Source organism: Deinococcus sp. JMULE3 (genome assembly GCF_013337115.1).
Classification (GTDB): Bacteria; Deinococcota; Deinococci; order Deinococcales; family Deinococcaceae; genus Deinococcus.
Genome location: NZ_SGWE01000004.1, coordinates 1,167,615 through 1,179,493, shown reverse-complemented (window position 1 = coordinate 1,179,493; position 11,879 = coordinate 1,167,615). Strand labels below are relative to the sequence as shown.

The 11,879-nt window shown below is 65.5% G+C and carries 9 protein-coding genes; 2 read left to right on the top strand and 7 right to left on the bottom strand.

The annotated features are described in order from the left end of the window. The first annotated feature begins 1 nt into the window (after position 1). A complete protein-coding gene (locus tag EXW95_RS08635; protein WP_174367104.1) occupies positions 2–2,494 on the top strand; it encodes a G8 domain-containing protein in 2,493 nt (830 codons plus the stop codon). Positions 2,495–2,643: 149 nt separating this feature from the next. Here the strand turns inward: EXW95_RS08635 and alaS are convergent, their stop codons facing one another. The 5 genes from alaS to EXW95_RS08610 form a co-directional block, all read right to left on the bottom strand. After that, positions 2,644–5,316 carry an alanine--tRNA ligase gene (alaS, locus tag EXW95_RS08630; RefSeq protein WP_174367103.1) on the bottom strand — a complete coding sequence of 891 codons (2,673 nt, stop codon included), beginning with the start codon at positions 5,314–5,316 and terminating at the stop codon, positions 2,644–2,646. A gap of 128 nt (positions 5,317–5,444) precedes the next feature. Continuing rightward, positions 5,445–6,074 carry a hypothetical protein gene (locus EXW95_RS08625; protein WP_174367102.1) on the bottom strand — a complete coding sequence of 210 codons (630 nt, stop codon included), beginning with the start codon at positions 6,072–6,074 and terminating at the stop codon, positions 5,445–5,447. Continuing rightward, on the bottom strand, positions 6,075–6,761 hold the full coding sequence (locus EXW95_RS08620) for a hypothetical protein (RefSeq protein WP_174367101.1): 687 nt from the start codon (positions 6,759–6,761) through the stop codon (positions 6,075–6,077). A 40-nt stretch (positions 6,762–6,801) separates the two neighbouring features. Then, the gene (locus EXW95_RS08615; protein ID WP_174367100.1) at positions 6,802–7,929 is read right to left on the bottom strand and encodes a glucosaminidase domain-containing protein; all 1,128 of its coding nucleotides are present in this window, start codon (positions 7,927–7,929) and stop codon (positions 6,802–6,804) included. Positions 7,930–8,033: 104 nt separating this feature from the next. Further along, positions 8,034–9,068 (bottom strand): response regulator, encoded by a 1,035-nt coding sequence (locus EXW95_RS08610; RefSeq protein WP_174367099.1) that lies wholly within the window; start codon positions 9,066–9,068, stop codon positions 8,034–8,036. A gap of 89 nt (positions 9,069–9,157) precedes the next feature. On the opposite strand from EXW95_RS08610, the gene EXW95_RS08605 reads away from it, so the two are divergent. Next, entirely contained in the window at positions 9,158–10,672 is a 1,515-nt protein-coding gene (locus EXW95_RS08605) for an amidohydrolase (protein ID WP_174367098.1), read from the top strand. Between the two features lie 74 nt (positions 10,673–10,746). Here EXW95_RS08605 and EXW95_RS08600 read toward each other — a convergent pair whose 3' ends face one another. Beyond that, positions 10,747–11,475 carry a YebC/PmpR family DNA-binding transcriptional regulator gene (locus tag EXW95_RS08600; protein ID WP_174367097.1) on the bottom strand — a complete coding sequence of 243 codons (729 nt, stop codon included), beginning with the start codon at positions 11,473–11,475 and terminating at the stop codon, positions 10,747–10,749. Between the two features lie 92 nt (positions 11,476–11,567). After that, positions 11,568–11,768, bottom strand: coding sequence for a hypothetical protein (locus EXW95_RS08595; RefSeq protein WP_174367096.1), 201 nt, complete (start codon positions 11,766–11,768; stop codon positions 11,568–11,570). Positions 11,769–11,879: the final 111 nt, after the last annotated feature.

Genomic DNA, 11,879 nt, shown 5'->3' with positions numbered 1-11,879 from the left:
CATGCCCGCGCGCCGCTCCGCGACCGTCCTGCTCCTGACCGCGCTCCTGACCGCCTGCGGGTCCGGATCGGGCGGCAGCGGCACCACCAACCCCACGCCGACCCCCACCCCCACGCCCAGCCCGACCCCCACGCTTCCCACTGTGAAATGGAGCGACCCCGCCACCTGGGGCGGCACCCTGCCCGCCGCCGGGCAGAAGGTCACCCTTCCTACCGGGAAACGCGTCCTGCTGGACACCACCCCGCCCGAAATGGGCGGCCTGACCATCCCCACCGGCACCGTGCTGGAATTCGAGGACAGCGCCGACCGCACCCTGCGTGCCGAGTGGGTCATGGTGCACGGCGAACTCCGCATCGGCAGCGAGGCGAAACCCTTCACGCACCACGCCGAGATCCTCCTGACGAACAAGGCCCCCGGCGAGGACGTCATGGGCATGGGCGACCGCGTGCTGGGCGTCATGGACGGCACCCTGGAACTCCACGGGCAACCCCGCCTCGCCTGGACGCGCCTGAACGCCACCGCCCGCAAGGGCAGCAGCACCCTGACCCTGGAACGCACGCCCGACTGGCAACCCGGCGACAGCCTCACCCTGACGGGCACCGACTTCAACCCGGCCCAGACCGAACAGGTCACCGTGCAGCGCGTCAGCGGCAGCACCGTCACCCTGGCCGCGCCTCTGAAATACACGCACTGGGGCGACCCGATCACCGTCGCGGGCCTGGGCGTGAACGAACGCGCCGAGGTGGGCCTCCTGACCCGCAACGTCGTCGTGGCCGCCACGGACGACGCCGCGCAGACCGGCGTGGGCGCGCACGTCATGATCATGGGCACCGCCCAGGCCCGCATCGAGGGCGCGGAATTCACCCGCGTGGGGCAGCTGAACACCCTGCGCCGCTACCCCGTGCACTTCCACCAGCTGGGCAGCGCCCCGACCTCGTACCTGCGCGGCAGCAGCGTGCACGCCTCCTTCAACCGCTGCGTCGTCGTGCACGGCACCTCGGGGCTGCGCGTGCAGGACAACGTCACCTTCGACAACATCGGCCACTGCGTCTTCCTGGAAGACGGCGACGAGACCGGCAACACCCTCAGCGGGAACCTCGTCACGCGCGTCAAGGCGCCCGACGCCAAACAGGGGCAGACGCCGCTGCTCGACAGCGACAAACGCCCCGCCGCGTACTGGATCACCCACCCCGCCAACACCGTCAGGAACAACGTCGCCGCCGGGGTGGACGGCACCGGATTCTGGCTCGCGTTCCCCGAACACCCCACCGGCCTCGCCGCCGCCCGGACCGACCTCTGGCCCCGCCGCACCCCCCTGGGCGACTTCAGCGGCAACACCGCGCACGGCACGGATCGTGGCCTGAACCTCGACAACGGCCCGAAAGCGGACGGCACCACCGAGGTCACGTATTACGCGCCCGTCACCACACCCAGCGACCCCAAGAGCGCGCCCGTCACCGCCACCCTCAGCGACTTCACCGCGTACAAGAACCGCGACCACGGCGTGTGGCTACGCGGCCGCGGCCACGTCCTCCTGAACGCCACCCTCGCCGACAACGGCGTCGGCGCGACCTTCGCCAGCGACGACAGCACCCTCAAAGGCGGCACCCTGATCGGCGAGACGCCCAACCTCGGGCAGCCCGAAAGCTGGGAACCCACCAGCACCGGCGGCCGCGCCCTCCCACGCCCCTGGGACCCCAGCTTCCCCATCCGGGGCTTCCAGTTCTACGACGGGCACGTCACCATCGACGGCGCGACCCTCGCCGCGTTCACGCCCGACGCCACCCGGCAGGCCAGCGGTCTCGGGTACCTCACGAAGAACGCCTTCAGTCTCGAACCCACCAACAACGCCCTGAACCTCCGCTGGGCCGACACCAGCACCCGCGTGTACTTCCCAGCCGCACAACCCGACAAGGACGGCGATAAGGCCGCCACGTTCCTCGACACCGACGGCACCACTACCGGCAAGGCAGGCACCACCGTCACCGCTAGCCCCCTCCTGAAAGGCGCACCCGACTGCACCCCCAACGCTGGCTGGAACGCCAGCACCTGCCCCGGCGCGTACACCCGCCTGTGGCTGCAGGACGTCACCGGCGGCAAGCTCGCCCCTGTCACCGTGACCGGCCCGCACGGCACCGTCAGCCTCACCGGCACGCCCAGCAACTTCACCAGTTTCAGCACCAGCGCCCGCCTGAACCAGACCTACACCCTGACCCCCAGCGCCGCCAGCCCCCACCTGCGCCTCGGCCTCCAGAACCGCCAGCCCGGCGACACCCTGACCGTCACCCTGCCCGCCGCCACGGAACCCCGCATCTACCGCGACTGGTGGATCGACAACCGCAACCTCCTCAAGAAAGTCACCGCCAGCGCCCTGCCCGGCACCACCGGCGACAGCTACACCTACGAGAACGGCCAGCTCACCCTGAAACTCGTCGTGCAGGCCAGCCGGGACTACGCCCAGGTGGAAATCTGCACGACCGACCTCTGCAAATAGCACCCCCCACCCCGAACCGTCAGGCGCCGCCACAGAACCGGCGACCCCGACCACACAGGACGCGGAACCACAGCTGGGCCGCGTGGACCACTGGACAGCAGAAGCGGCGGGAGCATCATGCCCCCGCCGCTTCTGCTGTGCTGTTCAGCTCAGAACGCGGTGTCCAGTGCGCCCAGTGCGGCGTCGGCGTCGGTCACGCCCGCCTGCGCCATGTCGGGACGGCCGCCGCCCTTGCCGCCACCCGCCGCGGCGAGTTTGCCGATCAGCTGACCGGCGTGCGCGCCGCGCGTCACGGCGTCCTTGGTGGCCTTCACGACGAGGCCCCTCTCGCCCGCGACGACGACCATGTCCGCGCCGCTCTGGTCGAGGAGCTTGTCGGCCGCGCCGCGCAGCTCGTTGCCTTCCAGACCCGCGAGTTTCAGCGCAGCGACCTTGAAGCCGCCCAGCTCGCGCGTCTGCGTCGCGCCGCCCCCGCCGCCCATCTGCGCCTCGGCCAGCTGCCGCTTGACCGCCGCGACGTCCTTCTCGGCGGCTTTCAGCTGCGACTGGAGGCCACTCACGCGCGCTTCCAGGCCGTCCACGCCCGTATTCAGGAGGCTGGCGACCTTTGCGGCGGCGTTCAGACGCTCGCGCACCCACGCGGTCGCGGCGTCCCCGGCGAGCGCCTCGATGCGGCGCACCCCGGCCGCCACGTTCTCATCCCCCAGGATCACGAACGCACCGATGTCCCCGGTGCGGCGCACGTGCGCCCCGCCGCACAGTTCCATGCTGCTCACGGACTGCCCGGCGTACTCCACGCTGCCACCCACCCGCACGACGCGGACGGTCTCGCCGTACTTCTCGCCGAACAGCGCGGTCGCGCCCGCCGCCTTCGCGTCCGCGATGGGCATCTCCTGCCACGTCACGGGGAAGTTCGCACTCACCCAGCGGCTCACGAGGAGTTCCACCGCCGCGATCTCCTGCGCCGTCAGGGCCGCCCCGTGCGAGAAGTCGAAGCGCAGGCGATCCGGGGCGACCAGCGACCCCTTCTGCGCCACGCCGTCCCCCAGCACCGCCCGCAGCGCCGCGTGCAGCAGGTGCGTCGCCGTGTGGTGCCGCTCGGTGGCTCGCCGCTCGCCGGACACCACGCCGCGCACGCGGACGCCCTCGCGCAGCTCGCCCTGCTCGACCAGCACGTCATGCAGGAACACGCCCTGCGGCGTCTTGCGCGTGTCACGCACAATCCCGGCGCCGCCGTCCCACTCCAGGCGGCCCGTGTCGCCCACCTCACCGCCACCCTCGGCGTAGAAGGGCGTGCGGGACAGCACCACCGTCGCCTCCGACCCGGCCGTCAGGTGACTCAGGCGTTCGCCCGCGCCCACCAGCGCCACCACGTCCGCCTCCACGCTCAGCTCGTCGTACCCGACGAACTCCGTGCGGGCGAGGCCCTCCAGCGCCTCCTGGTTCCCGCCGAACAGTTCGCTCTTGCCGTACTTGCTCCCGGCCCGCGCGATCTCCTGCGCGTTCTCCAGGCTCTCGGCGTACCCGGCCTCGTCCACCGTGATGCCGTACTCCTCCGCGATCTCCAGCGTCAGGTCCACCGGGAAGCCGTACGTGTCGTACAGCACGAACGCGTCCTGCCCGGACAGCACCGCGCCGCGCTCCATGCCCGACAGCAACCCACCCAGACGCTGAATGCCGCCCTCCAGCGTCTTCAGGAACCGTTCCTCCTCGGCCTTCACGGACGCCTCCACCTTCGCCTGATTGTCACGCAGCTCGGGGTACGCACTGCTCATGCCCTCGACCACCAGCGGCACGAGCTGGAACAGCGTCGGCTCGCGGAAGCCCAGCAGGTACCCGTGACGGATCGCGCGGCGCATGATCTTGCGCAGCGTGTACCCGCGACCCGTGTTGCTGAACGGCGTGCCGTCCGCCAGGATCATGCTCACCGACCGCAGGTGCTCCGCGACCACGCGGTGCGACACGCTCACCTCACCCTCGTAGGGCTTCCCGCTCAGCTCGGCGACCCGCGCCACGATCGGCGCGAACACGTCGTTGCTGTAGAAGTCCGGGACGTCCTGCACCACGCTCGCCACGCGCTCCAGGCCCATGCCCGTATCGATGTTCTTGAACGGCAGATCCCGCAGCACCGGCGTCCCGTCCGCCAGTGGCTCCTGCCGGTCGAACTGCGGGAACACGAGGTTCCACACTTCCAGGAACCGCGCACTCTCCCGCGTCTGGAAGTAGTCCCCCCAGGTGTCCTCCCCGTACTTCGGGCCACGGTCGTAGTAGATCTCACTGCACGGCCCGCACGGCCCGTTCGGCCCCTCCAGCGGCGCATTCGCCGGCCAGAAGTTCTCGTCCGCGTCGAACCGGTGGATGTGACTGGCATCCAGGCCGATCTCCTGCGTCCAGTACGTGAACGCCTCCTCGTCATCCTTGTAGATCGTCACGTACATCTTGCTGGCATCCATGCCCATCCACTCGGCCCCGGTCAGGAACTCCCACGCCCAGTGAATCGCGTCCCGCTTGAAGTAATCCCCGAAGCTGAAGTTCCCCATCATCTCGAACAACGACAGGTGCCGCCGTGTGCGCCCCACGTTCTCGATATCACCCACGCGCACGCACTTCTGCGCCGTCGTCACGCGCTTATTCGCCACCCCATCAAACACAGCGGGCGCGCCCATGAACTGATCCTTGAACGGCTGCATACCCGCCACCGTGAACAGCGTCGTCGGATCCGGCGCGACCGTGCTGTAACTCGGCAACCGCAGGTGCCCCTTCCCCTCGAAGAACTGCAGGTACTTCTCCCGAATCTGCGCCGTCGTCAGCGAAACCGTCATAACGCAAAGTCTAGCGCGCCCACCCAGACCGCACACCCCGCCACACAGACGGCACCAGCACACGCCAACCAGCCTACACAGACAGCAAAACGCCCGAGCAGAACGCCCGGGCGTCTTCACGCAGAGGGTCACCTCAACGGAACCCGCTTGAACCCCGCGCCCGTCCAGACCAGCTTCAACACGTCCAGACGATCCCCACACGTGTAGTCGTTGTTTGCCAATACCGTGCACTTCGCCAGCAGCCGATCGTCATCCGGCTTCAGGGAGATCACGATGCTCGTCCCGAACCTCGGCAGATTCACCGCCGTCCGCACTGGCCCTTTCGGACTGACACCCGTGATCTTTTTATAGAACGCCCCAGCGTCTTTAGGAGAAACCCGCAGCATGTCAGTGATGTTTCGCAACTTAAATGCGGAATCAAACAGATACAGGGCCTGCGCATCCTCGTCCCCGCGGTAACGGTTCAGGCCCACTGCGCCAACTCCACCTTTCCCACTCCAGACGGTGAATTCTAGGTAACTGCCTTCGTCAAGATCGAGGATTGCGTACTGGTTCTTGTAATCAATCAGGTTATTGGGGAAAGTTAGTATTTTATTTCTGGATACTGGCGTCAAAATCTGTATTTTTTTTATTTCGGGATCATATTTTAGGGTAGGTAGAGCATTTGGTGGAAGTGACTGCCATACAAAATTTATATTGGCCGCATTGCTAATTGAATATGAGGTAAATATTAAGAAGATGGCGACAAAAGTTTTCATTTATCTCCTCTCAAATGCGGCAATCCAATGGAATGTGAATTTGCTAACCTGATTCCAGGGGAAAACTGTATCTTCTCCAATTCCTGCCTCTCTATTTCTTGCATTGAGGTTTCCGTTGTAGCTTCCCGTGACGTTGCTTGGCCTGTAGTTCAAAAGACTAGGCAATCTTCCGTAAGGATCATCGACCGTGATGCCATTGCTTGTGATCGATTGCAGCCTAATGATGTGGCCGTTTAGACTCATCATAACTCCATTGCCGTTTCTCAGGTATGGAAGAATCTCATCTTTCCATTCACTGTAATCGCCTCTAAAATTATCTTTACGCACTACTTTACGTGCTTTAAGTTGTCGGGCTACGCCCGCCCAACCGCCTTCTGTTGTCCTGGGTGGCAGGCTGTTTTTACGTCTCACATTTTCTAAAAAATCCTCATACTGCCCATCTGACGGATTTTCAATGCCTAATGTCTCCAAAACCATTGCTAGGGAAGTTAAATTGCACATGATATCGCCTATCGGCTTGCCGGTGTAGACTACCCAATGGGTTCCCCCATCTCGACCTTTATAAGACCAGCGATCGGACTGCAATCCGATGGACTGGTTGTTTCTCTGATTGCGATAGGGTATCTTGGATTGAAGTATTTCAAATAAATCGCCTTTTATCTTATTATCTTGTATTTTAACTATCAACGAGCGGGCTAAATTTATTTCTTTTATGGTGTAGATTTTTTTATGACTTGAGATTGATTAGTTTATCCAGTTGATCTGGAAGTATTGAAGTCTGCGCGCTTTGGATTACTCCTTCCGGTGTGTGTTTTGGAGGGGTGATTCCAGGGCTGGATGCTTCTCTCTCGACATCGATTCCGCACCCCTTCATAATTGCGATCAAGCTTTCCGCATAAATTCCGAGCTTGCCTGTATTTGCATATCCCGCTTTGTCGATTGCGTAAGCGGCTTCCCTTAGATTTTTCGCTTCAAAGTAGCCGGCCTTCGAGTACCTCGGATTATCGATCGTAAAGTTGGCGCGGGCTATAAATGCATCTGCATAGTCATCATAGTCGGCGAAAGGCTCCATCTTATCAACTAGTCTTTGAAGTTTTGGATCCCACTCTTTTGTTGCGGCAAATGTCCTGGGCTTTTTGGGATCGAATTCTTTGATCCCAAACACATTGTTCTTTCCTGAATGTGACCGCCCCCAGCCTGACTCGGTAGCCCATTGAGCAGCAATAAGCTCTGGGTGTGGTACTCCCAAGCTGCGAAAAGATTTGACAATGTTGAAGAATACCTCGTGCCTGTCTTTCCTGCCCATTGTTTTTGGCGTGTAGTTCGAGGCATTAAGGGCGGCAATTACATTCTGGGAGACATCAGATCTGTCTATATGTGAGGTTTGTGCCGCAGGTGCCGCATTCTCAGTGGACGGTGCCTGAATCGCACCCGTTGCAGGAGCGCGCGTCGAGGGAAGCGCAACGGGAATAACCGCAAGAATCAGATTTGGAGCTTGAAACACACCAGATGAAGTCCGATTCGTGAAGCTGCTGGTGACAGTTTTGCCGTCGGGGCTGATTTTTCCCTGAAATTCGGCTTTGTTTTCGGTGCCTTTCAGGGTGAAGGTGTTGTCGTCGCGGAGTTGCCCTTCGAGGTGCCAGCCGCTGCCCTGGCCGGGGGTGGCCTGGTAGCGGGCGGTGAGGTGGCCGTTGGGTTTTCGGATGATGCGGAGTTGGAAGGTGACGCCGTTGCCGGCGCCGCGGAAGGTGCGTTGCCAGGTCTGGGTGCCTGCTTTGAGTGGGCGGGGTGTGGGTGGGGTGGGGGTTCTGGGTTGGGGTGGTTTGCCGGTGAGGGGTTCCCTGGTGTCGAACATGTTGACCTCCGGTTCAGTTAGCGTACCGGGCGGTCGGGTGGGGTGGTGCCGCACATGTGGCAGGCCCGGTCACGGGTGTGCCGGGCCTGCCTCATGTGTGTGTGTCAGTCGAGGTCGACGGCCCACCAGGCTTCGCGTTGGGCGGCGAGGCGGGCGCGGGGGTCGCCGATGGTGTCGAGGGCTTTGGCGAGGCCCTGCCAGTCGTGTTCGCTCATGGGGTCGATGGCGAGGGCGCGCTGGTGGAACTGCGCGGCGTCGCGGTCGCGTCCGGCGGTGGTGGCGGCGCGGGCGGCGATGCCGAGGAGGGTGAGTTGTTTCTGTTCGAGGCGGGCGCGGACGTCGTCGGCCCAGGGGCTGTCGGTGCCGGGGAGGTAGTTGCCGTACTGCGCGACGAGTTCGCGGAGTTCTTCGAGGCCCAGGCTGCCCTGTTCGGCCTGCGCGGCGAGCAGTTCGAAGCGTTGCACGTCGTATTCGGGGTTCAGGTCGCTGGCGAGGGCGTAGCGGCGGTTGGTGCTGACGACGGATTCGTTGCTCAGGGATCGGCGCAGGCGGTGGAGGGTGGTGTGGAAGAGGCTGCTGGCGCGCGCTTCGTCCTTTTCGGGCCAGAGGGCTTCGGCGGCTTCCCAGCTGGTGACTTCCTTGTGTTCCAGGAGGTAGAAGAACAGTTCGAGGGCTTTGCGGCTGACCCAGGTGACGGTGCTGCCTTTCCAGATGACCTGGGCGGTGCCGAGGCCTTTGGCCTGCATCTGGTTTTCGTTCTGCTGGTTCAGTCCGGCGCGGCGCAATCGGGCGTCGATGGCGCTGGTGAGGTCCTGGGGCGTGAAGGGTTTGGGCAGGTAGTCGTCCGCGCCGAGGTTCATGCCGCGCCGGACGTCGCCGCGTTCGGCGTGACTGGAGAGCAGCATGAACGGCAGGCTGGCCATCTGTTCGTTGGCGCGGATTTTCTCCAGGAATTCCAGGCCGGTCATGTAGGGCATGACGACGTCGCTGATGACGAGGTCCGGCGTGAAGACTTTCAGGAGGTCGAGGGCTTCGACGGGGTGGGTGCTGGTTCGCACCTCGTGCCCGGCGCGGGACAGGATCACGCTGACAAGCTTGAGGATGGCGGCGTCGTCATCCACCACGAGGATGCGGGGCATACGTTGAGTGTAACAGGCGTCCGGGTGCTGTGCGGGTGCGGGTGCGCGTGGCTGCCCCTGCATGGGTGGGTGGCGTAGGCTGGGCGGGCATGGAAACTCAGGATCTGGGGCTGGACTTGACGGTGGTGCTGGCGCGCGTCGTGACGCTGGATGACGAGCGGCCCGAGGTGGGCGCGGTGCTGGTGGGGGGCGGGCGGGTGCTGGCGGTGGGCTCGCGCGAGGAGGTGGGGGCGCTGGCGCCGGGCGCGCGGGTGCTGGATCACCGGGATCTGCTGCTGACGCCGGGGCTGGCGGAGGCGCACATTCATCTCGTGACGTACGGGTTCTCGCTGTCCCAGGTCAGTCTGCATGGCGCGCGGAGTGTGACGGAGGTGCAGGCGCGCGTGGCGCAGCAGGTGATGAACACGCCGCCCGGCACCTGGATTCGTGGTGGAGGGTTCCTGCTGTCGGAACTGGGCCTGAACGGGTATCCGTCGGCGGCGTTGCTGGACGAGGTGAGTCCGCACCATCCGGTGCTGCTGTACTCGCGGGACCTGCACCTGAGCTGGGCGAACAGCGCCGCGCTGCGGCTGGCCGGGATTCACGAGGGCACCCCGGACCCGGAGGGCGGGCGGATCGTGCGGCCCCTGGGGTGCCTGCTGGAGCACGCGTCGGATCTCGTGGCGCGGGTGATTCCGGAACCGACGGGCGCGGCGTACCTCGCGGCGGCGCGGGCGGGCGCGGCGGATCTGGCGGCGCGCGGGTACGTGAGTGCCCACACCATGGCCTTCGAGTCGCCCGAGGCCCCCCGCGCGCTGCAGACGCTGGCGCAGCAGGGCGAGCTGCCGCTGCGGGTGTGGGCGTGCCTGCCGCATGACCGCCTCGGGCACGCCCGCGCGCTGGGACTGGCCCGCGCGCCGGGCGGCCTGTTCCAGTGGGGTGGGGTGAAGTTCTTCGCGGACGGCGCGCTCGGCAGCCGCACCGCGTGGCTGCACGCGCCCGGCTTCGCGGACGGCTCCGGCACGGGGATGCCGCTCGACCCGCCGGACCTCATCGCGGAGCTGGGCCGCGAGGCGATCGAGCTGGGCCTGACGCCTGTCACGCACGCCATCGGGGACCGCGCGAACACCGAGGTCCTGAACGCCTACGACCGCCTGCGCCCCCACGCCGAGGCGCGCGGCATCCGCCTGCGCGTCGAGCACGCCCAGCACCTGCGCGCCGAGGACCTCCCGCGCTTCCGGGGCCTGACCGCCAGCGTGCAGCCCATCCACCTCCAGGCGGACGGCCCCATGATCCGCGACCTCATGCCGCACCTGGAGGGCCTCAGTTACGCCTTCCGGTCCCTGCAGGACGCCGGGGCGGTCCTCGCGTTCGGCAGTGACGCCCCGGTCGCGCCGCCCGAGTACCGCGCGAACTTCGCCGCGGCGATCACCCGCGTGGACGACAGCGGAGCGCGCCTCGCGCCAGGGGAAGCCCTGACCGAACTGGACGTCCTGTGGGCCCACACGCGCGGCCCCGCCCTCGCCGCCGGCTGGATTGATGAGGGCATCATCCGCCCCGGCGCCCGCGCCGCCTTCACCCTCTGGGACCGCCTCGGGGGGAACGCCCAGGCGCTGGTGCTGTAGGGGGTGATAGGTCAAAGTTGATGGTTGATAGAGGGTGTGTCCTCCATCAACCATCAACTTTCAACTATCGACCCTTATTCCTCGTCGGGGAGGTCGGCGTTGCTGTAGACGTTCTGGACGTCGTCGAGGTCTTCGAGGGCGTCGATCAGGGTCATGAGTTTCTTCGCGTCGTCGCTGCTGACGGCGACGGTGTTGCTGGGGATCATGGTGATCTGGGCGCTCTCGATGGCGAAACCGGCGGCGGTCAGGGCGTCCTGCACGGCGTACAGGTCGGCGGGTCCGGTGCTGATTTCCAGGCCCTCGTCGGATTCCTGGATGTCCTCGGCGCCGTGTTCGATGGCGGTTTCCTGCGCCTGTTCGCTGGTGTCGGTCAGCAGCAGGACGCCTTTCTTCTCGAACTGCCACGCGACGCTGCCGCTGGTGCCGAGGCTGCCGCCGCGTTTGTTGAACACGGCGCGGATGTCGGCGACGGTGCGGTTGACGTTGTCGGTCAGCGTCTCGATGAAGATGGCGGTGCCGCCGGGGCCGTAGCCTTCGTAGGTCTGTTCCTTGTAGTCGGCGGCGCCCTCGCCCGCGCCGACGGCGCGTTTGATGGCGTTCTCGATGTTGTCCACGGGGACGGTGGCGGCCTTCGCGGCGGCGATGGCGTTTTTCAGGCTGAGGTTCCCGGCGGGGTCGCCGGTGCCGCCGGATCGGACGGCGGCCTGAATGGCGCGGATGTGCTTGCTGTACATCGCGCTGCGTTTACTGTCGTTGGCACCCTTCTTGCGTTTGATCTGAGACCACTTGCTGTGACCGGCCATGTTCAACGTCTCCTTGCGTGAAACTGCGCCCACTCGGTGTGTCGGGGGCGCGTGCAGGGAGCATTCTAGCGCAGGGGTGCGCGGGGCCGCCTTCAGCCGTCCTCGTCGGTGGGTTCCTGGGCCGGGTGGTCTCTGGGCAGGAACTGGGCGTGACTGTCGGTGGGGGAGAGGTTCTCCCGTTCGTGCGCCTGCGGGCCGGTGTCCAGACCGCTGATCAGAACCTCGCCCGTAGGTGCCGAGGCTGTCGTCGCGGAGGCTGGGGGCGTGGGGGCCGTCCCGTCCGTTTGAGTCATGCCGCCCAGCGTACGCCCGCGCGGGGGCCGGGCGGGTGTGGGGACACTCAAGGGTCAGGCCGGTTCGCCGCCGCATCACCCGGTGGCTTCACATGCGCATGACGGTGCGGC

Coding starts and splice junctions, on each gene's coding strand:
- EXW95_RS08600 (WP_174367097.1), bottom strand. CDS start 11,475: ATGGCCGGTCACAGCAAGTGGTCTCAGATCAAACGCAAGAAGGGTGCC.
- EXW95_RS08625 (WP_174367102.1), bottom strand. CDS start 6,074: ATGAAAACTTTTGTCGCCATCTTCTTAATATTTACCTCATATTCAATT.
- EXW95_RS08605 (WP_174367098.1), top strand. CDS start 9,158: ATGGAAACTCAGGATCTGGGGCTGGACTTGACGGTGGTGCTGGCGCGC.
- EXW95_RS08595 (WP_174367096.1), bottom strand. CDS start 11,768: ATGACTCAAACGGACGGGACGGCCCCCACGCCCCCAGCCTCCGCGACG.
- EXW95_RS08610 (WP_174367099.1), bottom strand. CDS start 9,068: ATGCCCCGCATCCTCGTGGTGGATGACGACGCCGCCATCCTCAAGCTT.
- EXW95_RS08635 (WP_174367104.1), top strand. CDS start 2: ATGCCCGCGCGCCGCTCCGCGACCGTCCTGCTCCTGACCGCGCTCCTG.
- alaS (WP_174367103.1), bottom strand. CDS start 5,316: ATGACGGTTTCGCTGACGACGGCGCAGATTCGGGAGAAGTACCTGCAG.
- EXW95_RS08615 (WP_174367100.1), bottom strand. CDS start 7,929: ATGTTCGACACCAGGGAACCCCTCACCGGCAAACCACCCCAACCCAGA.